This is a genomic window from Mesorhizobium sp. BR1-1-16 (genome assembly GCF_020165495.1).
Lineage (GTDB): Bacteria > Pseudomonadota > Alphaproteobacteria > Rhizobiales > Kaistiaceae > Kaistia.
Map to the genome: position 1 here is coordinate 423856 of NZ_JAIUIE010000003.1, position 23596 is coordinate 447451.

The 23596-nt window shown below is 64.4% G+C and carries 24 protein-coding genes; 8 read left to right on the forward strand and 16 right to left on the reverse strand.

Annotation, left to right across the window (positions count from 1 at the left end; genetic code table 11):
* Positions 1-51: 51 nt before the first annotated feature.
* From LB518_RS10550 to LB518_RS10590, 9 genes are all read right to left on the reverse strand, one after another.
* Positions 52-573, reverse strand: a complete 522-nt coding sequence (locus LB518_RS10550; RefSeq protein ID WP_353619946.1) for a GNAT family N-acetyltransferase — start codon at positions 571-573, stop codon at positions 52-54.
* A gap of 102 nt (positions 574-675) precedes the next feature.
* Positions 676-2079, reverse strand: coding sequence for an NAD(P)(+) transhydrogenase (Re/Si-specific) subunit beta (locus tag LB518_RS10555; RefSeq protein ID WP_224577015.1), 1404 nt, complete (start codon positions 2077-2079; stop codon positions 676-678).
* 10 nt (positions 2080-2089) lie between these two features.
* The gene (locus LB518_RS10560) at positions 2090-2584 is read right to left on the reverse strand and encodes a proton-translocating transhydrogenase family protein (RefSeq protein ID WP_224577017.1); all 495 of its coding nucleotides are present in this window, start codon (positions 2582-2584) and stop codon (positions 2090-2092) included.
* On the reverse strand, positions 2584-3744 hold the full coding sequence (locus LB518_RS10565; protein WP_224577027.1) for a Re/Si-specific NAD(P)(+) transhydrogenase subunit alpha: 1161 nt from the start codon (positions 3742-3744) through the stop codon (positions 2584-2586). The genes LB518_RS10560 and LB518_RS10565 overlap by 1 nt, the downstream gene beginning before the upstream one ends.
* 88 nt (positions 3745-3832) lie before the next feature.
* Positions 3833-3958: an aa3-type cytochrome c oxidase subunit IV gene (locus tag LB518_RS10570; RefSeq protein WP_224577029.1), complete on the reverse strand. Its 126-nt coding sequence runs from the start codon at positions 3956-3958 to the stop codon at positions 3833-3835.
* 140 nt (positions 3959-4098) lie between these two features.
* The gene (locus LB518_RS10575; protein WP_224577031.1) at positions 4099-5451 is read right to left on the reverse strand and encodes an ABC1 kinase family protein; all 1353 of its coding nucleotides are present in this window, start codon (positions 5449-5451) and stop codon (positions 4099-4101) included.
* A gap of 86 nt (positions 5452-5537) precedes the next feature.
* Positions 5538-5930 carry a type II toxin-antitoxin system death-on-curing family toxin gene (locus tag LB518_RS10580; RefSeq protein ID WP_224577033.1) on the reverse strand — a complete coding sequence of 131 codons (393 nt, stop codon included), beginning with the start codon at positions 5928-5930 and terminating at the stop codon, positions 5538-5540.
* On the reverse strand, positions 5927-6151 hold the full coding sequence (locus LB518_RS10585) for an AbrB/MazE/SpoVT family DNA-binding domain-containing protein (protein WP_224577035.1): 225 nt from the start codon (positions 6149-6151) through the stop codon (positions 5927-5929). The genes LB518_RS10580 and LB518_RS10585 overlap by 4 nt, the downstream gene beginning before the upstream one ends.
* 243 nt (positions 6152-6394) lie before the next feature.
* Complete coding sequence (locus tag LB518_RS10590) at positions 6395-7252, reverse strand: oxidoreductase (protein ID WP_224577037.1); 858 nt, start codon at positions 7250-7252, stop codon at positions 6395-6397.
* Between the two features lie 74 nt (positions 7253-7326).
* Here LB518_RS10590 and LB518_RS10595 point away from each other — a divergent pair, with 74 nt between their 5' ends.
* Positions 7327-8259, forward strand: coding sequence for an AraC family transcriptional regulator (locus tag LB518_RS10595; RefSeq protein WP_224577039.1), 933 nt, complete (start codon positions 7327-7329; stop codon positions 8257-8259).
* A gap of 162 nt (positions 8260-8421) precedes the next feature.
* On the opposite strand, the gene LB518_RS10600 is transcribed toward LB518_RS10595, so the two are convergent.
* Positions 8422-10254: a M3 family oligoendopeptidase gene (locus LB518_RS10600; protein WP_224577041.1), complete on the reverse strand. Its 1833-nt coding sequence runs from the start codon at positions 10252-10254 to the stop codon at positions 8422-8424.
* Between the two features lie 211 nt (positions 10255-10465).
* Here LB518_RS10600 and LB518_RS10605 point away from each other — a divergent pair, with 211 nt between their 5' ends.
* From LB518_RS10605 to LB518_RS10615, 3 genes are all read left to right on the forward strand, one after another.
* The gene (locus LB518_RS10605; RefSeq protein ID WP_224577043.1) at positions 10466-11929 is read left to right on the forward strand and encodes a sigma-54-dependent transcriptional regulator; all 1464 of its coding nucleotides are present in this window, start codon (positions 10466-10468) and stop codon (positions 11927-11929) included.
* A 124-nt stretch (positions 11930-12053) separates the two neighbouring features.
* On the forward strand, positions 12054-13715 hold the full coding sequence (locus tag LB518_RS10610) for a L,D-transpeptidase family protein (RefSeq protein WP_224577045.1): 1662 nt from the start codon (positions 12054-12056) through the stop codon (positions 13713-13715).
* A 297-nt stretch (positions 13716-14012) separates the two neighbouring features.
* Complete coding sequence (locus LB518_RS10615) at positions 14013-15776, forward strand: peptidoglycan L,D-endopeptidase MepK (RefSeq protein ID WP_224577048.1); 1764 nt, start codon at positions 14013-14015, stop codon at positions 15774-15776.
* 188 nt (positions 15777-15964) lie between these two features.
* On the opposite strand, the gene LB518_RS10620 is transcribed toward LB518_RS10615, so the two are convergent.
* From LB518_RS10620 to LB518_RS10630, 3 genes are all read right to left on the reverse strand, one after another.
* Entirely contained in the window at positions 15965-16216 is a 252-nt protein-coding gene (locus tag LB518_RS10620; protein ID WP_073057951.1) for a DUF2312 domain-containing protein, read from the reverse strand.
* 105 nt (positions 16217-16321) lie between these two features.
* Positions 16322-16627 carry a DUF1244 domain-containing protein gene (locus LB518_RS10625; RefSeq protein WP_224577050.1) on the reverse strand — a complete coding sequence of 102 codons (306 nt, stop codon included), beginning with the start codon at positions 16625-16627 and terminating at the stop codon, positions 16322-16324.
* A 13-nt stretch (positions 16628-16640) separates the two neighbouring features.
* Entirely contained in the window at positions 16641-17465 is an 825-nt protein-coding gene (locus LB518_RS10630; RefSeq protein ID WP_224577155.1) for an N-formylglutamate amidohydrolase, read from the reverse strand.
* A gap of 134 nt (positions 17466-17599) precedes the next feature.
* On the opposite strand from LB518_RS10630, the gene LB518_RS10635 reads away from it, so the two are divergent.
* The 3 genes from LB518_RS10635 to pyk all read left to right on the forward strand — a co-directional run bounded on the left by LB518_RS10635 (position 17600) and on the right by pyk (position 20631).
* Positions 17600-18493 (forward strand): DMT family transporter, encoded by an 894-nt coding sequence (locus LB518_RS10635; RefSeq protein ID WP_224577052.1) that lies wholly within the window; start codon positions 17600-17602, stop codon positions 18491-18493.
* Positions 18494-18610: 117 nt separating this feature from the next.
* Positions 18611-19204 carry a DUF1036 domain-containing protein gene (locus LB518_RS10640; RefSeq protein ID WP_224577054.1) on the forward strand — a complete coding sequence of 198 codons (594 nt, stop codon included), beginning with the start codon at positions 18611-18613 and terminating at the stop codon, positions 19202-19204.
* Entirely contained in the window at positions 19201-20631 is a 1431-nt protein-coding gene (pyk, locus tag LB518_RS10645) for a pyruvate kinase (RefSeq protein ID WP_224577074.1), read from the forward strand. Before LB518_RS10640 ends, pyk begins: the two co-directional genes overlap by 4 nt.
* 65 nt (positions 20632-20696) lie before the next feature.
* Here pyk and LB518_RS10650 read toward each other — a convergent pair whose 3' ends face one another.
* The 3 genes from LB518_RS10650 to ykgO all read right to left on the reverse strand — a co-directional run bounded on the left by LB518_RS10650 (position 20697) and on the right by ykgO (position 22338).
* The gene (locus LB518_RS10650) at positions 20697-21239 is read right to left on the reverse strand and encodes a glyoxalase superfamily protein (RefSeq protein WP_224577076.1); all 543 of its coding nucleotides are present in this window, start codon (positions 21237-21239) and stop codon (positions 20697-20699) included.
* A 228-nt stretch (positions 21240-21467) separates the two neighbouring features.
* Entirely contained in the window at positions 21468-21941 is a 474-nt protein-coding gene (locus LB518_RS10655) for a tetratricopeptide repeat protein (protein WP_224577089.1), read from the reverse strand.
* A gap of 271 nt (positions 21942-22212) precedes the next feature.
* Positions 22213-22338, reverse strand: coding sequence for a type B 50S ribosomal protein L36 (ykgO, locus tag LB518_RS10660; RefSeq protein WP_073057941.1), 126 nt, complete (start codon positions 22336-22338; stop codon positions 22213-22215).
* A 374-nt stretch (positions 22339-22712) separates the two neighbouring features.
* Between ykgO and LB518_RS10665 the strand changes: the two genes are divergently transcribed.
* Positions 22713-23564 (forward strand): amidohydrolase family protein, encoded by an 852-nt coding sequence (locus LB518_RS10665; protein ID WP_224577091.1) that lies wholly within the window; start codon positions 22713-22715, stop codon positions 23562-23564.
* Positions 23565-23596: the final 32 nt, after the last annotated feature.

The window sequence follows — 23596 nt, forward strand, 5'->3', positions numbered from 1 at the left end:
GCGCTTTCAAGCCGGCATGACGGTCTCACGACTTGGCTAGCGGCCAGATCGCTACCGGCGGAAATCGAGGCGAAGCAATTTCTCGTCGATGAGCTCGCCCTCGACCATGAGGGCGGCCACGTGATGGCCATAGGCCTCGAAGCCAAGTGCGCGGTAGAGCGATCCGGCATGTTCATTGCCGACGGAGACCGCCGCTTCGAGGATCAGCACGTGGCGGCTTGCGTGGTCGATCACCGCCTCGACGAGGCGCCGCGCAATGCCCCCTCCCCTCGATGCCGGATCGACATAGACGCCCCAAAGCACGCCGCGATGACGGTGCTTCTCGCCCTCGTGGCGGAAAAAGCCGGCGACACCGACGAGCCGGCCTTCGACAAATGCACCGAAGACGGCATTGGGTGAAGCGTCGAGCCGGGCGCGCAACGTATCGATCGGAACCGCCGCCTCCTGCGCGGGGCTGGCGCCGAAGGCCGTCGGTGCATTAGCAAGCCCGGCCAAGCGGAGTTCTCGAAAGGCTTCGGCATCCGCCGCCGCGAGTTGCCTCAATTGAAAGGACGCCATTGTCGGATCACCCATCCATCGAGCCTGTCATAGGCGCTCAGTCTGCGGCTTTCGCAAGCATGCCGAAACAAAACGGCCACCCGAAGGTGGCCGTTTGAAACGCTTGGGCGCCCACGCCTAATCGAGCGACTTGACGATGCTCTCCACCATCTTCTTTGCGTCGGCGAAGAGCATCATGGTGTTGTCCTTGAAGAACAGCTCATTCTCGACGCCGGCATACCCCGAACCCATGCCGCGCTTGATGAAGAGGACGGTGCCCGCCTTCTCCACGTCGAGGATCGGCATGCCGTAGATTGGCGAGGTCTTGTCGGTCTTCGCCGCCGGATTGGTGACGTCATTGGCGCCGATGACGAAGGCGACGTCGGCCTGCGCGAATTCCGAGTTGATGTCTTCGAGCTCGAACACCTCGTCATAGGGCACGTTCGCCTCGGCGAGCAGGACGTTCATATGGCCCGGCATGCGGCCAGCCACCGGATGGATGGCGTATTTTACCTCGACGCCGGCATGCTTCAGCTTGTCCGCCATCTCGCGCAGCGCATGCTGCGCCTGCGCCACCGCCATGCCATAGCCCGGCACGATGATGACCTTCGAGGCGTTCTTCATGATGAACGCCGCATCCTCGGCCGAGCCCTGCTTGACGGGCCGCTGCTCGACCGCGCCGCCGGCAGCCGCCGCCTGCTCACCGCCGAATCCGCCGAGGATCACGGAGATGAACGAGCGGTTCATCGCCTTGCACATGATGTATGAAAGGATCGCGCCGGACGAGCCGACCAGCGCGCCGGTCACGATCAGGGCCGTATTGCCGAGCGTGAAGCCGATGCCCGCCGCCGCCCAGCCCGAATAGGAATTCAGCATCGAGACGACGACAGGCATGTCGGCGCCGCCAATCGGCACGATGATCAGGCCGCCGAGCACGAGGCTGACGAGGACGATCAGCCAGAACAATGTCGGATTGCCGCTCGTCACCAGCGCGATGATCAGCACGACGAGCAGGACTGCGAGCGCGAGGTTGATCAGGTGCCGCATCGGCAGGATGATCGGCTTGCCCGACATGTTGCCGTTGAGTTTCAGGAAGGCAATCACAGAGCCGGTGAATGTCAGTGCGCCGATCGCGACGCCAAGGCTCATCTCGAACAGCGCCTGGCGATGGATGTCCCCCACCTCGCCGATGCCGAAGGCGGCCGGCGCATAAAGTGCCGCGGCGGCGACCATGACGGCGGAGAGGCCGACCAGCGAGTGGAATGCGGCGACCAGCTGCGGCATCGCGGTCATGGCGATGCGGCGCGCGATCACCGCGCCGATGCCGCCACCGATGCCGAGGCCGAGTATGATCAGAGCCCAGGCGGTCGGACTCGACGGCGCCGCGAGCACCAGCGTGGTCAGGATGGCGATCGCCATGCCGACCATGCCGTAGAGATTGCCCTGGCGCGACGACGCGGGGCTCGAAAGCCCCCGGAGCGCCATGATGAACAGGACGCCCGAGACCAGATAGAGGACGGCCGTGATATTGGCGGTGGTCATCGCGCGATCCTCACTTCGTCTTTTTCTTGTACATCGCCAGCATGCGGCTGGTGACGAGGAAGGCGCCGAAGATATTGACGCTGGCGAGGATCAGCCCGACGAAGCCGAAGCCCTGCGCAAGGCCATGGCCAGCCGTATTGCCAACGGCGTCGACGCCGACCGCGAGCAGCGCGCCGACGACGATGACCGAGGAGATCGCATTGGTGACCGACATCAGCGGCGTATGCAGCGCCGGCGTCACCTGCCAGACGACGTAATAGCCAACAAAGATCGCCAGCACGAAGATCGAGAGGCGGAAGACGAAGGGATCGATGACCCCGCCGGTCGCCGCATGCAGCGCAAGGCTGGTTGCATCAGCGAGGCCACCATCGCCAGGCACGCCAGCCTGGGCTGCATATTGATGGGCGGCACGAGCGGCCTGCTGCGCGGCCTCGGCCGCAGCCGTCGCGGCATCGGCGGCCTGCTGGGCGACCGCAGCCGCCTGTTCCGGCGTCAGATTGGCCATCAGAGGCTCCCTTCGTCCGCAGTGACGGTCTTCGGCTTGAAGGCGGGATGCACCACCGCGCCGTCGCGGGTCAGCACTGTCGCCCTGACGAGTTCATCATCCCAGTTGACGGCGAGCGCCTTGCTGGCTTTGTCGACCAGCGTTTCCAGGAAGGCCGCGAGGTTCTTCGCGTAGAGCTGGGATGCGGTGGCCGGGATGCGGCCAGCAACATTCAGGTAGCCGACGATGCGGCGTCCATCGAGATCGACGATCTCGCCCGGCTTGCTGCCCTCGATATTGCCGCCTCGCTCGACCGCAAGATCGACCAGCACGGCGCCTGGCCGCATCGAGGCCACCATCGCCGCCGTGACGAGGCGGGGCGCAGCACGTCCCGGGATCAGGGCCGTCGTGATCACGATGTCCTGCTTCTTGATGTGCTCGGCGACGAGCGCCGCCTGCTTGGCCTGGTACTCGGCCGACATCGGCTTCGCGTAGCCGGCAGCCGTTTCGGCCTGCTTGAATTCCTCGTCCTCGACCGCGACGAACTTCGCCCCGAGGCTTTCGACCTGCTCCTTGGCGGCCGGGCGCACATCGGTCGCCGTGACCACAGCGCCGAGGCGCCGGGCGGTTGCGATCGCCTGCAGGCCGGCGACACCGGCGCCCATCACGAAGACACGAGCCGCCGGCACGGTCCCGGCTGCGGTCATCATCATCGGCATCGCACGGTCATAAGCCGAGGCGGCGTCGATCACGGCCTGATAGCCGGCGAGATTGGCCTGGCTCGACAGCACATCCATGACCTGCGCGCGGGTGATGCGCGGCATGAATTCCATGGCGATGGCGGTGATGCCGGCAGCGCCCATGGCGTTCACCGCATCCTCATGGCCGTAGGGGTCCATGGTGGCGATGACAAGCGCGCCCTGCCGGTAGAAGGGAAGTTCGCTCTCGACCGGACGGCGAACCTTCAGCACCACATCGGCATCGGCGACGGCAGCGGCCGCGTCCGGCGCGATCGTCGCGCCCGCCGCTTCATAGTCGGCATCGGTGATGCGAGAGGCGAGGCCCGCGCCGCGCTCCACGACGACCGTGGCGCCGAACGCGATGAACTTCTTGATCGTCTCGGGGGTCGCTGCGACGCGCGACTCCCCGCCGTCGATCTCGGCCGGTACACCGATTTTCATGAGTGGTCCTCGATGATGGATGAGGACGGCAACCGTCCCCTCCGGATGCCGGCCGGCCAACACCGCGCCGGCGCGGCAGCGCGCTCTCTCAGAGCAGGAACAGCGCCATCAGGATCAGGATGACCACCACGGCGATCGTGCCGTATTTCGTCAGCCCGACGAAGAAGTGATAGGTGCGGTCATGTTCCACATAGTCCATGGGGGTTTCGGCCATCGGATCGGGCTCCTCGACTGAACTCAGGCTGCTCGGGGCTATATCGCAGAAGATACCGCCTCGCAATCCGCCAAGCTGACGCGCTTAGCTGGGCCGCGATCCCCTGAACGCAGCAGTCCGGGCGATCGGCGAGAAGACGATCACGCCAGCCCGACGCCGCCGAGCGCCGCCTGCTGGCGATGGCCGAGAAGGCGCTCGTCGAACCCTTCCAGCGTCGCCATGAACAGGCGATGGAAATTCAATTCGGCGCGCAGATGCAGGAACACTGCGCCAAGCCCGATCGCCGCGCGATCCATGAACACGAATTCGCGCGGCACGGTTACGGGACCCTTCTCCTTCAGCACCTGATGCACGCGGAATGCTTCGCGGCGGCCATATTCGGCCGGGGCGACGCCATCCGCGATGGTCCGTACACGATCATCGAGCAGCGGCGCATAGATGAACCGCGCCCAGATGTTGAGCGCATCGATCAGCTCATTCGAAAGGCCGACGAAACCCCAGCTTTCATAGGCCGCGACGACGCGCGCCCGATCCTCTTCGAGGAGACCATGGAAGAGATTGACGACCCCGTCGACAAAGGCCGGCGGGAAGATGCGGATGCAGCCATAATCGAGCAGATTGATGCCGCCCGCGACGCCGTCCTCCTCGAACACGGTGTAGTTGCCGAGATGCGGATCGCCATGAATCACGCCGTAATGGGAGAAGGGCGACCACCAAGCCTCGAACATCGCCGTCGCGATGCAGTTGCGCTCATCGAGCGAACGGTCGCGGAAATCGAGCAGCCGCCCCCCCTCCAGCCAGGTTAGCGATAGCAGGCGCTGCGTCGAAAGCCGCGGCTCAACCTCCGGCACGCGCACCAGCGGCTGGCCGTCAAGCATGATCTTGTAGAGCAGCGCGTGGCGCGCCTCGCGGCCGTAGTCGAGTTCCTCGCGGATGCGGGCGCTGATCTCTTCCAGAATCTGGCTCGTATCGATCGAAGCATCGATGCGGCGATAGACCGAGAACAGCATCCGAAGCTGGGTCAGGTCGGCTTCGACCGCCGACTGCATGTCCGGATATTGCAGCTTCACCGCCAGGGCGCGTCCGTCCTTGCCGACCGCGCGGTGAACCTGCCCGAGCGAAGCTGCCGCCGCTGGCTGGCGATCGAAGGAGGCGAAGCGCTTCTCCCAGTCGGGCCCAAGCTCCGCCTGCATGCGCCGCCGAACGAACGGCCAGCCCATCGGCGGAGCGTTGGACTGAAGCTGCGACAACTCAGCGGCATATTCCGGCGGCACCAGATCCGGCACGGTCGACAGAATCTGGCCGACCTTCATCAGCGGGCCCTTGAGCCCGCCGAGCGCCGCCGCCAGTTCGCCGGCATTCTTGCCCTTGTCGAGGCTGGTGCCGAACAGCCGCGCGCCGGCGACCTTGGCCGCGACCCCGCCGACATTGACCCCAACCCGGGCATAGCGGCTGAGGCGACCGGAGAGGCGATTGCGTTCGGAATCGGACATGAAAATACGGACCCGCTCGAGGACGAGCCCTTAAGATGCAGCCGCCCGCCCCCACCGCAAGGGGCGGCCGTCTCGAAGCTGCCGCGTCAGACGGCCGCTACCGGCATGCGGTCGCGGATCCAGCGGGCGAGGTTTTCTTCGGAGATTTCACCGGCAGCGAGGCCGAGAATGGCGAGGGTCGCCTCAGGCGGCGACGGAGCAAAGCGGACATCGTTCATGCGCAGGAAAAGCACGAGGGCCACGAACGCTGCCCGCTTGTTCCCATCAATGAAGGGATGATTGCGGGCCAGGCCATAGGCATATGCCGCGGCCAAGACCGCGAGATCCGTTTCACCATAGGTCCATTTATTGCGAGCACGATCGAGGGCCGATTCCAGCAATCCAAGATCTCGTAAGCCTGCCGGACCGCCAAACTGCCGGAGTTGACGCTCGTGTGCCACCAGCACCTGTTCGAGTGTCAGCCATTCCGGCTCGCTCACTTCGCGAGTTCTCGCAGCGTATCGCGATATTCGATCATGATGTCGTCAACGATCCCCATCGCCTTGTCGAAGGCGGGGTCGTAAGGCGACACACGGATCGAGCCATCTGCGTTTTCGGTCACATTCACCCACTGCCCCTGCTTCAAGGCAAGCCGCGCCAGCAGTTCCTTCGGCAAGATCAATCCGGTCGAATTGCCGATCTTCTTGATTTCGAGCTTCATGGTCAGGCCCTCGTTATACGGAATGTATAACGCGTGGTGATGCGCCTCGCAATCGAACGACCTCGCGCCGGTCCCTCGCCTCCCGGTCCCCCTCACAGCCCGAGCTATTGGCGGATGGTGGTGGCATTGGGATTGTCGGTGAGGCCAGCAACGAGCCGAAGCCGAGCGGCGCGTAACCGGTAGCCTCGCTTTCGATGAAATGCGCACTGAATAGAAGAAGACGGCAACCCGTCCAGGAACTCCTTACCTGCTTGCGGTTGTTGCGTCTTCGCGTAGCCCGTCGGTGGACAAGGTGACAGCCTGCCAAGCCTCCAATTCCTCCCTAAGGCGCTCGATTCTCGCCGATACGTGCCTGAGCGCGTCGCTGCCAAGCAGAAGCTGGGGCGGAGGATTTTCGGATTGAACCAGTTCGAGGACAGCCGCTGCCAGTTTTTCCGGATCACCAAGCTGATTGCCGCTGGCAGCCTTTCGGCCCGCGCGTATCGGATCAAAAAGCGTGTCGTAATCGGCGATCGACCTTTCCGTGCGCACCATCGATCGCCCGGCCCAGTCTGTCCGGAACGAGCCGGGGCAGAGGGCCGTCACATGAACGCCAAACGGGGCCATTTCAGAGCGCATGACTTCCGATATGCCCTGAAGCGCGAACTTGCTACCGCAGTAGTAAGCGATGCCGGGCATGGTGATCATGCCGCCCATCGACGTGATGTTGACGATGAACCCGCTGCGGCGCGCGCGGAACTTGGGAAGAAACGCCTTGGCGACCGCGACCGCCCCGAAAACGTTGACATCGAACTGGCGACGCAGCTCTTCGAGAGACGACTCCTCAAGTACGCCCTCATGGCCGTAGCCGGCGTTGTTGATCAGGATATCGACGGGTCCATGCTCCTCCTCCACCTGACGAACCACGCCCGGAATGCGATCGAACTCCGTCACATCGCAGAGGACTGAATGAACGTCGGGAAGCGCGTCAGCCAGCGCCGCGCGCGATTGCTCCGAGCGGACGGTGCCAATCACTTTATGGCCCATCTGAACGGCGGCGGAGGCAATCGCCAGGCCAAAGCCCGAATTGGCGCCGGTGATGAAGAAGGTCTTGGCTGACATGATCTGCTAACTTCCTTGAAGGTGGACGTATTGACAGATAATATTCAGCGAACGGCCATTCGATTGCGGATCATATGAGATCCTTGCTAAATCCTATCAATGACGAGAATGGACCGTCCAGTCGCGGCGTGTTGGTGGCGTTGGCGGGAATGCTCGCGCCTCGTCATGGATACAATCCGACAGCGCTCCCGGCCGTACGCATTCTCCGTACAGAAGCCGTGCTCCAGAACATTCCGGTCCTCTACAAGCCCGGCGCGGTTTTCGTGCTGCAGGGGAGCAAGCAGGGCATCCTCGAAGGGGAAATCCTTCGATACGACGAAGATCACTATCTGGCCGTTTCGGTACCCGTACCGTTCCGGATGGATTCGGTCGCCAGCCCGGAGCGGCCGTTGATCGCGGTCTATATCGACTTCGACATGCAGATGGCCGGCGAGATCGCCATGCAATTGGAGGGGCATGGCGAACTGGTGAACGACAGACCGCGGGGCCTCGTTTCGAGCAGAATGGCTGCCGATATGGAAGATGTGCTGCTACGCCTCTTGAAGGCTCTTCACAGCGCCGCCGAAGCGGATGTTCTCGGTGCGAGCCTCTTGCGCGAGCTGCACTACCGGGTCTTGGTCGGACCGCAAGGCGGCGCGATGCTCGCCGCGCTTCGACATGGCGGTGCGGCCGGAAACATCATTCGGAGCCTGACCTGGTTGCGGGAAAATTATGGGTCCGAAATCCTGGTAGCCGATCTGGCCAGAGCGGTCGGCATGAGCATTCCCTCCTACCATACCCATTTCAAGGACCTGACGGGCAGCAGTCCGATGCAGTACGTCAAGGCGATACGGCTTCACGAGGCAAGATTGAGGATCGCTCGCCAGAGCCACACAATCGCGGATGTCTCTGCATCTGTCGGTTATGCGAGCCCTGCCCAGTTCAGCCGGGATTTCAAACGGCATTTCGGGCGTACCGCATCCGAAGAATCGAAATGGGTTCGACATCACCTGGGCGAGACCGTCTGACAGAGATCAGGGCTGTCCGGCGCTTCCGAGCATCGCGCAGCGTCCGACACGACAGCCCGCCGGACACGCACCTCTGCGCCCCACGCCGGATCAAACGAAACAGACCGCGCTGCTGGCGCGGCCTGTTCGACAGTGGCGGATGGCGAGGTTCGAGCCTCGCGCCTACCCCTCCATCTCTTCCAGCTCGGCGATGAAACCTTCGAGCACCGAGAGGCCCTTTTGCCAGAATTCCGGATCGCGGGCGTCGAGGCCGAAGGGGGCGAGCAGTTCGGAATGGTGCTTGGTGCCGCCGGCCTTCAGAAGGTCGAAATAGCGCGCCTGGAAGCCGCTCTCCGCTTCGCGATAGACGGCATAAAGCGAATTCACGAGGCAATCGCCGAAGGCATAGGCATAAACATAGAATGGCGAGTGGATGAAGTGCGGGATATAGGTCCAGAAGACCTCATAGCCCGGCCCGAGGCGGATGGCGTCGCCGAGGCTCTCGCGCTGCACCTCCATCCAGATGCCGTTGATGCGGTCGGCGGTCAGTTCGCCTTCACGCCGCTCCGTATGGACCTTGCGCTCGAAGGAATAGAACGCGATCTGGCGCACGACCGTGTTGATCATATCCTCGACCTTGGACGCCAGCATCGCCTTGCGCTGGACGCTGTCGGTGGTCGCCTCAAGCAATGCGCGGAAGGTCAGCATTTCGCCGAACACGCTTGCGGTCTCCGCCAGCGTCAGCGGCGTCGGCGCCATCAGCGCGCCCTGCGGCGCCGCCAGTACCTGATGGACGCCATGGCCGAGCTCATGCGCAAGCGTCATCACGTCACGCGTCTTGCCCTGGTAGTTGAGCAGCACATAGGGATGCGCCGAGGGCACGGTCGGATGGGCAAAGGCGCCGGGCGACTTGCCCGGACGAACCGGCGCATCGATCCAGCCCTTGTCGAAGAACTGTTCGGCGATCGACGCCATCTCCGGCGAGAACAACCGATAGGCTGAAAGCACCGTATCGCGCGCCTCGGTCCAGGGAATGGTGCGGCTCGCAACCCTCGGCAGCGGCGCGTTGCGGTCCCAATGGTCGAGTCGCTCCTTGCCGAACCATTTCGCTTTCAGCGCGTAATAGCGGTGCGACAGCCGCGGATAGGCGGCACGGACGGCAGCGACCAGCGCGTCGACCACTTCAGGCTCGACACGGTTGGCGAGATGACGGGATTCGGCGACATCGCCGAAGCCGCGCCAGCGATCGGAGATTTCCTTGTCCTTGGCGAGGGTGTTCGTCACCAGCGTGAACAGCCGGATATTCTCGGAGAAGGTCGCGGCCAGCGCCTCGGCGGCCGCCTTGCGCTTCGCCTCGTCCGCGTCCTGCATCAGGTTGAGCGTCGGCTCGAGCGTCAGGATCTCGCCGCTCACATCGAAGCGCAGCGAGGCCATCGTCTCGTCGAAGACCCGGTTCCAGGCACCGCGGCCGGTCACCGACTTCTCATGGAAGAGCTGCTCGACCCGGTCCTCGAGCTGATACGGCTTCTCCTTGCGGACGTCCTCGATCCACGGGCGGTAATGCGCCAGCGCCGGATCGGCCGCCATCGCCGCCTCCATCACGCCGTCGTCGATGCGGTTCAGCTCGAGGGTGAAGAACAGCACATGCGTGCCGGCATCGGTCACCTTCTGCTGCACATCGCCATAGAATTTCGCGCCGGCCGGATCGGTGGTGTCGCCGGAATAGACGAGGCCGGCATAGGAAACGAGCCGCCCGAGCAATTCATCCAGCGCCTCATAGGCGCGGATCGCCTCGACGAGGCCGCCCTCGCGCGCCAGGACATCCAGCGTTCCCTTCCACTTCGCTTCGAACTCAGCCGAATCGCGGCCAGCGCGGGCGAGATCGGCCTCGATCGCAGGCGACTGCGTGCCGGGATAGAGATCGGTGAGATTCCATTCCGGCAGATGCCCGATCTCGCTGGTCGTCGCAGATGCGGCGCCGGCGGGGGCGAAGGCTGGCTTGGCAGTCGGGCGCATGGGGTGATGTCCAGATGTCGAGGATGGTGATTGCGTAGATAGGGTCACGGGCCGCATTCGATCAACACTTCACTCCATGACACATTCGTAATGACGTGATCGTAAGGCGGACGTAAGGCCCACGTTAAGGAAGCGCCGCGATCATGCGTGCTTGGCACGGGGCGCGGCGGTGCATGCCGCCTCCCCGGATGCCGGGAGCGATGCCGACCTCATGTCCGCGAGAATCCTGATCGTCGACGACGATCCCGTGCAACGCCGGCTGCTCGAAGCAGCTGCGAGCCGGCTCGGCCATGACGTCGTCACCGCCGACAACGGCCGTGCGGCGCTCGACCAGCTCGGCGGCCCGGACGGCGACCGCTTCCAGCTGATGATTCTCGATCTCGTCATGCCAGAGCTGGACGGCATGGGCGTGCTGGAGCGCCTGCCGGCGCTTGGACGCAACCTGCCGGTGATCGTACAGACGGCGCATGGCGGCATCGACACGGTGGTCAGTGCCATGCGCGCCGGCGCGACGGATTTCGTCGTCAAGCCGATGTCGCCTGAGCGGATCGAAGTCTCGATCGCCAATGCGCTGCGACTCGGCACGCTCGAAAGCGAACTCGCCCGCGTCAGGCGCCAGGCATCCGGCACGCTCGGCTTCCGCGATATCGTGACGGCGAGCCCCGCTATGGACCGCGTCATCGCGCTCGCGCGCCGCGCGGCCGGCTCATCGATCCCGATCCTCATCGAGGGCGAGAGCGGTGTCGGCAAGGAGTTGATTGCGCGGGCCATCCAGGGCTCGGGCGAGCGCCGCGCCAAGCCTTTCGTGACCGTCAATTGCGGCGCCCTCCCCGCCAATCTGGTCGAATCGATCCTGTTCGGCCATGAGCGCGGCGCCTTTACCGGCGCGACCGAAAAACACGCCGGAAAATTCCAGGAAGCCCATGGCGGCACGCTATTCCTCGATGAGGTCGGCGAACTGCCGCTCGATGCGCAGGTCAAGCTTTTGCGCGCGCTGCAGGAGGGCGAGGTCGATCCCGTCGGCGGCAAGCGCTCGGTGCGCGTCGATTTCCGCCTGATCTCGGCCACCAATCGCGACCTCATCGCCCTCGTGAAGGAAGGTCGCTTCCGCGAGGATCTCTATTATCGCCTGAATGTCTTCCCAATCCGCGTTCCGCCGCTGCGCGAGCGGCGCGAGGATATTCCGGAACTTGCACGGCATTTCCTCGCCCGCTTCGCAGCGGAGGAGAAGAAGCCGCGCCTTCAGGCGATCGCGCCCGACGCCCTCGACTTGCTGGCGCGCGGATCATGGCCCGGCAACATTCGCCAACTCGAGAACGCGATGTTCCGCGCGGTGGTGCTCGCCGATGGGCCGACGCTCACGGCCGGCGAATTTCCGCAGATCGAACCCCAGCGAAGCCCGCTTTCGGCAGCGCCGGGCGATCCGGAACGCGTGGCCGAGACGGCGCCAGCGAGCGGCTTCGCCACCGAGACGCCTGTCGCGATCTTTGGCGCGGACGGCGATGTCCGCACGATCGAGGCCATCGAGGCGGACACGATCCGCCTCGCCATCGACCATTACCGTGGCCGCATGGCAACGGTCGCCCGGAAACTCGGAATCGGACGCTCGACCCTCTATCGCAAGCTCAAGGAACTCGGCATTGCCGAGGGTGAAGAGGAACTTGCGGCAGAGTGACGAACATCGCAGCACCTTCGCCCGAACGGGTGTTGAAGGATATGCCAGACCGGAAACGGAAGCTGGGCGGGAACGACAGGCCCGCTTGCGCGTCGTCTGTCAGGAGTTCGGCAAGGAAACGGCCATGATCGAGAAGCGATTGACGGCATTGATGGCGGGCACGGTGCTCCTCGCTCTGACAGCGGGGACGGCCAGCGCCTATTTGCCGGAGGGCAAGACGTTTCGCGAGCGCGCCGGCAGCGTCGCCAGCCTGACGGTCGCCGATGTCGCAAGCGATCCGGCTGCCATCGCCTTGAAGGCCGCGATCGCCATCGCGCCGGCGAAGGAAACGTTTCTCGAGAAGCGCGACCGCGCCGCGATGACCGAATTCTATTCGGAACGCGACTACAAGCCGGTCTGGGTGAACGACGGGCGCCTGACCCCAGCCGCACAGGCGGTTATGGCGCGGATCGCGCTCGCCGCCGAGGACGGTCTCGATCCCGCCGCCTACAGCCTGCCGGCAAAGACGCTCGGCAGCACCGCGCCGCTCGGGCCCGATCTGGCCGCTGCCGTCGAGATCACGCTCGACCGGGCACTCTTGACCTATGCACGCCAGGCTTATGCCGGCCGGCTCGATCCCGCCGCCGTCGGCAAGCTGATCACCATCAAGCCGCTATTGCCCGATCCGGTCGCGATCCTTGCCAGCGTCTCGTCCGCGCCCGATGCGGCGGCGGCGGTCGACGGCTACAATCCTCCCCACGCGGGCTACCGCGCGTTGAAGGCGGCCCTCGCCGAGGCCCGGCAACAGACCCCTGCCGATGCCCCGGCGCCAATTGCCGAAGGCAAGCTGCTGAAGCTCGGCGTCAGCGATGCGCGCGTGCCGCTGCTGCGCGCCCGGCTTGGCCTCGCGCCTGTCACCGACAATCCCGATCTCTACGACAATGCACTGGCCGAGGCCGTCGCGCGCTTTCAGGCGTCGAGCGGTCTCAAGGCGGATGGCGCTGCCGGCGGCAATACGATCGCGTTCCTGAATGGCGTCGGCAAGAACAACACCGCCGAGATCATCGCCAATATGGAGCGCTGGCGCTGGATGCCGCGCGATCTCGGCGCCTTCCATGTCGCGGTCAATGTTCCGGAGTTCGAAGTCCGGGTCGTCGACGACGGCAAGGTCGTGCACCAGACGCGCGTCGTCACCGGCAAGATAACCAATCAGACGCCGATCTTTTCGGATGAGATGGAATCGATCGTCGTCAATCCAAGCTGGAATGTCCCGGCCTCCATCACCATGAAGGAGATGCTGCCGAACGTCCGCCGCGATCCGTCCTATCTGTCACGCAACGGCTACCAGGTCCTGGCGCGCGTCGGCGGCAAGGTCGTCCCGGTCAGCCCCTCTTCGATCGACTGGAGCACGGCGAGCGCCCGCAATATTCAGATCCGCCAGGTTCCGGGCGACGACAATGCCCTCGGCTCGATCAAGTTCCTCTTCCCGAACGAGCATGCGGTTTATCTGCACGACACGCCCTCGAAGAGCCTGTTCCAGCGTGATTCGCGCGCTTTCAGCCATGGCTGCGTGCGCGTCCAGAACCCGCTCGATTTCGCCGATGTGCTGCTGACCTATGAAGGCGGCTGGACCAAGCAGCGCCTGCGCAAAATGATCGGCGGACGCGAGAGCTGGGTCAAGCTTCCGAAGAAAATCCCCATTCACATCACCTATTTCACGGCGTTCGTCGATGATGCGGGCAAGCTGCAGACGCGGCCCGATATCTATGGCTATGACGCCCGCGTGGAGCGTGCGCTCGGCCTTTAGCGCCGACTGGATGGTCGACATTCCCGTCCGAACATGCGAAACCGCGTATGGAGCTTCCATACGCGGCCTTTGTGTTGCCCCGTTGTCGCCACACTTGGCCCGGATGGTGCGCCAGTATTATTCGCTCATCCTGTGTGCGGATACTGAGGGCCAGAGAATGACGATCACGGTAAATGCTGGTTAACTCTATTCAAGCATTCTGCCCTCGACGGGGGCGCCCGAACGGGCCGTGGACGCAGAAGCAGGTTGACTAGGCACATGAATCAGTCTCAGCGCAACGGCGGATGGCGGAAGCGAGTGGCTTCCACTGTTCGTGTAGCGACGGCTTCGGCGCTCGTCGCCGGCACCATGCTGGTAACCGCCCGTATCGGAGAAGCCGACGCGGCCGCAGGCGACAGGGCCCTGACCCTCGTCAATGTTCATACCAATGAAGGCGGCACGATCGTCTTCAAGCGCAACGGCCGCTACGACCCGGAAGGCCTCAAGCGCCTCAACTGGGTGCTGCGCGACTGGCGCAAGAACCAGCCCACCAATATGGACCCGCATCTGTTCGACCTCATCTGGCAGGTCTACCAGCAGAGCGGATCGCGCGTGCCGATCAAGGTCGTCTGCGGCTACCGGTCGCCGGAGACCAACGGCATGCTCCGCTCCCGCTCGCGCGGCGTCGCCAAGCACAGCCAGCATATGCTCGGCAAGGCGATGGACTTCTACATTCCCGACGTTGCGCTGCCCAAGCTCCGCGCGATCGGCCTCAAGATGCAGATCGGCGGCGTCGGCTTCTATCCGACGTCTGGCTCGCCTTTCGTGCATATGGACACAGGCAGCGTTCGTCACTGGCCGAAGATGACGCGCGAGCAGCTCGTCCGCATCTTCCCGGATGGCAAGACGCTCCACATCCCCTCTGACGGCAAGCCCCTGCCCGGTTATGCCGAGGCGCTGGCGGCCTATAACGCCCGCAAGGCGAATGGCGGCGACGCGATCGTCATGGCCAGCGCGTCTGGCGGCGGCGGCAAGTCGTTCCTGCAGCGTATCTTCGGCGGCGGCGCCGACGAGGAAGAAGACAACGCCGATAGCACGGTCAACGTGAAGGCGTCCGGCAAGGCCGCTCCGGCCGCTGGCGACGACGACAGCGATGCTCCGGTCACGACGGCCAAGGATGCTCCGAAGACTGCGCCGGATGCAGCGCCCGAAAACGACGCAGCGCCGACGCTCGTCGCAATGGCGCCGGTTCCGCGTCCCTCGCCGATCCCGCAGGCTGCTGCTGCCCCCGAGCCGACGGTCGTTGCGGAGGCTGATGCCGCCGCGACGGTAACCGAGGTCGCGATGGCTCCGGTTCCGCGTCCCTCGCCGGTCGAGCATCAGGCTCCGGCCGAGGAGGCCGTCGCAGTGGCCGATGCCTCCGATGTCCTGCCGGTGCCGCGTACCTCGCCGATTGCTCGTCCGGCTGTAACGCTCGCCAGCGCAGCGTCCACCGGCGCCGTGTCCGGCCATGCCGTCGCAGCGCAGCTTGCTGCCCTCAACGCACCGGCAGCCCCCGAACAGGTCGCGATGGCCATGGCGCCGGCCGTCCATCAGCCTGCGACCGCTGCCGAGGCCATTGCCGAGGCCGTCGGCAAGGGCAACGCGATGGGCGCAGCGCCTGTGCTCGCTTATGCCTCTGCTGCCGACGAAGGCGCGCCGCGCATTGACGCCCGCACCGGCGCGCTCGTCGCCGGCCGTGCTGCAGCGCCTGACGTGACGGCCGCCAATGTCGAAAGCAATGACGACTGGCAGGATCCGCTCGCTCGCTTCACCGCTGTCGGCTACGACGCCGGTACGATCGAGCTGGTTACCCGTCCTGGCTCGACCCGCCAGAAGGCCTATGCCGAGATGGAGATGCCGCATCCGTTCGGGCAGCCCGCCCTGTTCACGGCTCCGCAGCGCTCGATCCAGCTTGGTTTCGGACGTATCGCCTATGAAGGCCTCCGCACCGATCGCTTCTCGGGACCGATGGTCCGCCCGGTCGGCACGCTGGTTTTCGCTTCGAACGATTACAGGCAGACCGTTTCGCTCAAGCGCTGACGGCGCCTGCAACGATCAAGGAAAAGGACGCCGTGGCGACACGGCGTCCTTTTCGTTCGTAGTCAGTGTCCAAACGCGATGATGCCGGCGCCTGAAAAGCTAAGGCCCGGGACATGCCCGGGCCTTAGCATTCTGACGGCGCGGATGCCCCCCCGCGCAGTGCGGGCCTAGCGGCCCGGCACCCGCGCTCAGACCATGCCGAGAGCCTGCTTGTAGAGATCGAGGATGGCGTCCTGCTCCTCGCGCTCGCTCGCATCCTGCTTGCGCAGGCGGATGATCGTGCGCAGCACCTTCGTGTCGTAGCCGTTGCCCTTGGCCTCGCCATAGACGTCCTTGATGTCGTCCGCGATCGCCTTCTTCTCTTCCTCGAGCCGCTCGATCCGCTCGACGATGGAGCGGAGCTGTGCAGCGGCGACGCCCTGGACGTCTTCGTTCGACATGACGGAACTCCTCGTATGCTTTCTCAAGCGGGGTGAGTGCCCGCTTCCAGCGGGCGGGTCAAGCGCCAGCAGCGCCGCAGCGCCGCAGCTCTCCACTGCTTTTGCTCAATCCTTGGGGCGCTTTTCGGCAAAGGCCGCGAGCGCTTCAGCGCTGGCGCCGCCCTGGTGGCGCGCGCGCCACTCCTCGTAAGGCATGCCGTAAACCACCTCGCGCGCGTCCTCCTTCGAGAGCGCGAGGCCCTTGGCCTCGGCCGCATCGCGATACCAGTTGGCAAGGCAGTTGCGGCAGAATCCAGCGAGATTCATCAGATCGATATTCTGCACATCGGGCCGGCTCGAAAGATGCGCCAGCAGCCGTCGGAAAGTCGCCGCCTCAAGCTCGGTGCGCGTCGCGTCGTCGATATCGGTCATCACGTCCTCATAGTCACAACGGCTCAACTGGCCCGGTCAGCGACCCGTGCATGACGGCACCATGCGGTGCCGCGCCCAGATCCATCGCCTCCAGCACAGCCCCGATCCGCTCGACCCATTCAGCGACGCCGGCCGCATCCGCGATGAGATCCTGGCGGACCTCGATCAGCGCATGAGCAAGGCCGCGCCGCGTTGCGTGGCGATAGAGCGTGTCGCCCTTCAAGGCTCCGAGATAGGGTTCGTTGTCGCCGATCACCAGCGCGGCATCGGCGGCCAGACCATCGATCAATGGCTGCGCGAAACGCGGATCGGCGTCCCAGAGCACGCCCGCATGCCATGGCCGCGGCTGGCCGCGCCAGATCGGCGTGAAGCTGTGCACCGACAGGATGACCGGCACACGGCCACTCGCCATCGCTGCGTCGATCGCGCCGCCCATCGCCCGGTCATAGGGCAGATAGAAGCGTTCGATCCGCCGCGCCCGTTCTTCGGCGTCGACCCTGGCATTGCCCGGGATCACGGCGCCATCCGACAGCCGCATGATCAGTGTCGGATCATCGAGCCCGCGATTGGGATCGATCACGAGCCGGGAGAAACGCGACAGGACGGCCGGAACCCCGAATCGCGCCGCAAGGCCCCGCGTCACCGCCGCCGCGCCGATGTCATAGGCGATGTGACGCTCGAACTCGGAAGGCGGCAGACCGAGAACGCCATAACCGGACGGAACGGCATTTGACGCATGATCGCAAAAGAGCAACAGCCCAGCCGACGCGTCTCCCGCGACAACCTCGAACGCCTCCTCCGACTGGGCCGGAAGGAAGGTGTGCGGCGCAGCGGCCATATGGGTGCCGGCGGCAAGGGGGGGCCGCGTTGCTGCCGGATCGAATGTGGGTTTGTCGTGCATGCGGCGGATGATACTGACGGGGCCGGACGCCTGCCATAGCAATTCCGCGCATCGGCAATTCGGATCCCGACTTGAGCCAGACACCCGCCTTTCCCGCCGCGAGCATAGCGCTGCCGGCCCTGTTGCTCGGCGCCCTCGCCATGGGGATCTCACCCGTTTTCGTGCGCCATGCCGAAGTCGGGCCGTTCGCAAGCGCCTTCTGGCGCGTCGGCGGCGCGCTGCCGCTTTTGTTCGCTTGGTGCTATTTCGAGTCCCGCCGCCGCGGCGAGCCGCTCCGCGCGTTGTTCCGCTTCGACAGGCCGATCCTGCTCGCCGGCGTGCTGTTTTCCGGCGACCTGATCTTCTGGCATCTCGCCATCCTGCACACCACCGTCGCCAACGCGACCTTCCTTGCCACGATGGCGCCGGTCTGGGTGGCGCTTGGCTCCGGCTTCTTCATCGGCGAGCGCGTCCCGCCCACCATCATCGGCGGCCTCGCTCTTTGCCTCGCCGGCGCGGCGTTCCTGATCGGCATGAGCTGGCATGCATCGCCGCAACACCTCATGGGCGATCTCGCGGGCCTCGCGACATCGGTGTTCTTCGGCGCCTATTTCCTCCCCGTGCGGGTAGCACGCCGCACGTCCTCCGCGGCGCGGATCACCTTTCTGTCAACGCTGATCACGAGCGTCATTCTTTTCGCCATCGCATTGGCCATCGAGCCGCGCATCCTGCCGACTTCGTCCGAAGGCGTCGGCGCAATCGTCGGCCTCTCGTTCGTCAGCCATGCCGGCGGTCAGGGCCTCCTCGCCTTCGCGCTCGGCCATTTGCCGGCAGCTTTTTCGGCTTTGGTGATCTTCCTGGAGGCGATTGCGGCAGCCGTGTTCGGTTGGCTATTTCTCGGCGAAGCCGTCTCGCTGCCGCAGGCGATCGGCGGCCTGCTGATCCTTGCAGGCATTTATGTCGCGCGGCCGCGGCGTGCATCTTGAGCCCGCGGGGAGCGCAATGCCGCGAAGTCATCATGCCGCCGCCTTTGTTGCGAACATCTCCCGGGCGTCAGCGCTGGATTCGTCCTGCCCGGATGCGATGAACGACCGACGAGACCCATGACCGACCACTTCGCTTCCAGTCCCCATTCGGCTCCCCCTGCAAGCCCGCGTCCGCTTCTGGCGTTGACAGCTGAAAAAAATCGGGACCATAAAGCTCGCAACTGGTTCAACCGTTCGGCGTCCATATCGATGCCCATTGCAAAGCTTCGATCTGGACTGCTGGCCGCAGGGCCCATCGCCGCGCTGCTCCTGATGGTTCCAGGCTTTGGCATAGCTCCTGCATTGGCTGATTTGAGGCTCTGCAACAAGACGACCAATCGCGTCGGCGTCTCGATCGGCTACAAGGACAAGAAGACCTGGACCACGGAAGGCTGGTGGAACATTCCCGTCAATAGCTGCGAGACTCTCGTCAGCGGCACGCTCGTGTCACGCTTCTATTACGTCTATGCGGTCGACTACGACCATGGTGGCGAGTGGAGCGGAAAATACGTGATGTGCACCAAGGACAAGATGTTCACGATCGAAGGAACGGAAGACTGCGTGGCGCGCGGTTTTAATCGTTCCGGCTTCTTCGAGGTGGACACTGGTGAACAGACGAACTGGACCATTCAATTGAACGAACCCGCCCAAGCAGGAGCAAAAACACAATGAGACGGTCGCGCAAGGTCAAAATTCTCGCGACCCTCGGGCCCGCGTCTTCCGACAAGCCGACGATCCTCGCCCTCTTCAGGGCCGGGGCCGATGTCTTTCGTATCAATATGAGCCACACCACGCACGAGAAGCTGCGCGAGCTCGTATCGATCATCCGCACGATCGACGCCGAGGAAGGCCGCCCGATCGGCATCCTCGCCGATCTGCAGGGTCCGAAGCTCCGCCTCGGCACCTTCGCCAACAAGTCGGTCGAGATCTCCGTCGGGCAAGCCTTCACGCTCGATTCGGACCCGACGCCTGGCTCGACCGGTCGCGTCTACTTGCCGCATCCCGAGATTCTCGAGGCGCTCGAACCTGGTCACCGTCTGCTGATCGACGACGGCAAGGTTCGCCTTCGCGTCGTCTCCACCAATGGCAAGTCGGCTCTTACCACGGTCGAGGTCGGCACCAAGCTCTCGGATCGCAAGGGTGTCTCCGTTCCCGATTCGACGATCCGCACCGGCGCGCTGACCGAAAAGGATCGCGCCGATCTCGACGCCGCACTCGAGGCGAAGGTCGACTGGATCGCCCTCTCCTTCGTGCAGCGTCCCGAGGACGTTGCGGAAGTCCGCAAGATCGCCGCGGGCCGCGCTGGCATCATGTCGAAGATTGAAAAGCCGCAGGCCGTTCAGCGCCTCGCCGAGATCATCGAAATTTCGGATGCGCTGATGGTGGCGCGCGGTGACCTCGGCGTCGAGATGCCGCTCGAAGAGGTTCCCGGCATCCAGAAGCAGATCACGCGTGCCTGCCGCCGGGCTGGTAAGCCGGTGATCGTCGCGACGCAGATGCTCGAATCGATGATCACCGCTCCGGTGCCGACCCGCGCCGAGGTGTCAGACGTCGCGACAGCCGTCTATGAGGGTGCCGACGCCGTCATGCTCTCCGCCGAGTCGGCGGCGGGCGACTTCCCGATCGACGCCGTCGCCACGATGGACAAGATTGCGACCGCAGTCGAACGCGACAGCAATCACAAGAACATCATGCACGCGCAGCGCACCGAGCCGGAAGCGACCGGCGCCGATGCCATCTCGGCCGCCGCCCGGCAGATTGCCGAGACGCTGAACCTTGCCGCCATCTGCTGCTACACGGCATCGGGCTCGACGGGCCTGCGCGCAGCGCGCGAACGCCCGCGCACGCCGATCATCGCGTTGTCGCCGATCGAGGCCACCGCACGACGGCTGTCGGTCGTCTGGGGGCTTCACTGCGTCGTTTCGGAAGATGCCTACAATCTGGACGACATGGTGAGCCGCGCCTGCGATATCGCGGCGCATGAAGGATTCGCCCAGCCGAACGATCGGATCATCATCACGGCCGGGGTACCGCTCCGCACGCCCGGCGCGACCAACATGATCCGGATCGCCTTTGTCGGCGCGAACACCAGCCATTGAGAACTGGCGGGAGGCCCTCGGCCTCCCGCTCGCTACGCGTTGGCCGGAACGATGACGGCTCGAGCCTAGGCCCGAAGTCGTTCCATGAAGCGGATGCGGTTGTTGAATGGATCGACGACCGCCAGTTCCAGCCGGTCATCGGTGCGATCCAATCCCGGCTTCATATATCGGTAGTTCTTCGCCGTAAGCTCGGCATGCAGGGCCCGGATTCCGCGCATATAGACCACCATATTGCCACCCGGCGTCGCATCACCGGCATGCTCGGACAGATGCAGGCGCAGCCCGCCGCGCGAAACCTGCGTATAGAGCGGGAAATTCTCGCCGTAGCGATGTTCCCAGTCGACCACGAAGCCGAGAAAACCAAGATAGAACTCGTGTGCCTTCGCGACGTCGAAGATACGAACGATCGGAACGGCCTGCTCGAAGGCGATCGCATCGCCTGGCCTATCGTCGGCGTCGATCGCCGCTGACAGAATGTTCCAGTTCGCCAGGCCAAACTGCCCAGCGACTATTTCCAGCGCCTCGCTATGAGTGATGGTCACGGCGCGGGCAGCCAGCGCCTCCCGCAAGGCTTTCGCCATCGACTTTGCGTCACGATGATCGCGCATCTGCATTTCCTCGTCATGGCGAAGCCATCGTCAGTGCCCGCATTGCCGACGCCTTCGCCCGAGGATTAATGAGCGCAAGGAAAATGAGAAGGTGTTCGCCATGCCTCAAGGGCGCGAGCTGCCGGCCACCTCCAGCCGTGTGATCACGATAGTGCAGATCCGACCCGCTTGTCAGCAGGGTGATGATGCCGCCATCACACGACGCGCATCATTGCAGCCGAGACGTGATCAGATTTCCTTGCCGTGCACGTCCGGCTCGAGCGACTTGATCGCGTTCTTGATCTCCGGATCGAGATAGGGATCGAGCGCCAGCGCCCTCTCGAAAGCGGCCAGCGCATCGGCCTTGCGATCGATATCCTGGAAGATCATGCCGATCCCGGCGAGCGCCCCGAAATGCCGCGGTTCCAGCGTCAGCACCTTTTCCAGATCGCTGAGGGCTTTTCCGTAATCGTCCCGGAGGTAATAGATCGTCGCCCGTCGATTCCAGCCTTCGGCGAAATCCGGCTTCAGCATGACGACCTGATCGAGAAAATCGAGCGAACGACCATAGTCCTTCGCCGCGAGCGACTGCTGCGCCCAGCCCATCAGGAGATCGATCGTCGCACTGCCGGAACGCATCCAGCGGCGCTGGATTTCCTGCTCCGCCGACTTTGCGCGCGTCTCGTCCGCCGGGTCTGCGAGAGTTGCGAACAGCTGGTCCATCGTCTCCTCGGCAAGAGGCTTGCGCAGGGGGACGGACGGCTTGGACGCGGCGGACGGCGGTGATTGCGGCTGTGAAGGCGGCGCGACCTCGCCAAGCGGCGGTGGCATGCTCTGCTCAGCCGCATGCGCATGGACCGCTGAAAGCGGAAGGGCGACAGCGAGAACCACAACGGAAAATGCCTGCATGCCGGCCAAGCTAGGGCGGCATGCAGGCATCGTCAAATGAAGCGCGCGTCAGCAGCCCGTGAACAGGCCATGCACCGCTGGAAGATCAGCCCTGGCGCGCCTTGTAGCGCGGGTTGACCTTGTTGATGATGAAGACGCGACCCTTGCGGCGCACGAGCCGGTTGGCGCGATGGCGCCCGAGCAGCGCCTTCAGCGAGTTCTTGATTTTCATGGCGCAAATATCCGCAATCGGTGATCTGGGAACGAAACGAGCGCCCAAGGCGCCCGCTCGAAAATTCGGCCGGACCATAGGCAGCCGCTTGGAGCTTGTCAACCAGATGACACCCGCGCGCAAGGCATCGGCTACCTTTTGAGCCGCTTGTCCCCGCCCCGTTCGCGATCCGCATGATCGCCTCGACTGGCGCGACATGCTATGGCGAAAACGATGATATGCGCGGATGCCCCTGCCCTGCGGTTTGGCATCGAAGCGCCGGCCGCCGGCCGATCCAATGGGAGGAACAAAGTGAATCACCGTGCCGCATGGCTCTCGCCATGCCATTCGTCATGCCGATCGAGGATGTTCGCGATGCTTGAGGAAATTTGCTGATGCCCTCGATTCCCTTTGTCGACACCCATGTCCATCTCTGGGACCCCGCGCGGCTGCGCTACGCCTGGCTGGACGGCAACGAGACGCTCGACCGGCGCCATGAGCTGCCGGAATTCCGCGCCGCCACAGAGGGGTTGCCGCTGGACGGCATGGTGTTCCTGCAATGCGATGCCGACCCGTCGCAATATCTCGACGAGGCTAGATGGGTGGCTTCGCTGGCGAAGGAGGAGCCTCGCCTCAAAGGCATGGTCGCCTTTGCCCCGGTCGAGCGCGGCGCCGCGGTACGAGAGGCGCTCGAGCAACTCTCCGAACTGGATTTGCTGCGGGGTGTTCGTCGCCTGATCCAGTCGGAACCGGACCCCGAATTCTGCCTGAAGCCCGACTTCATCGAGGGCGTGAGGCTGCTCGAAGAATTCAACCTCTCCTTCGACATCTGCATCATGCATCACCAGTTGAAGAGCGCCATCGCCTTCGCCCGGCAGGTGCCGAATGTGCCGCTGATTCTCGACCATATCGGCAAGCCTGGCATCCGCGCCGGCCTGATGTCGCCCTGGGCGGAAGAGATGCACGAATTGGCGAGGCTGCCCAACGTCATGTGCAAGATCTCGGGCGTCGTGACCGAGGCCGACCATCAGGCATGGACCGAAGATGAGTTGAAGCGCTATGTCGCGGCCGCCATCGAGGCGTTTGGCTTTGACCGGATCATGTTCGGGGGCGATTGGCCGGTCTCGACGCTGGCGCTCACCTATCGCCGCTGGGTCGATATCGTCGATGCGGCCCTCGAGGGCACGAGCGCCGAGGAGCAGCGCAAATTCTGGCACGACAACGCGGTCACGTTCTATCGCCTTTAGCAAAACGCCGCGGGCCGTGAAACCCGCCCCGG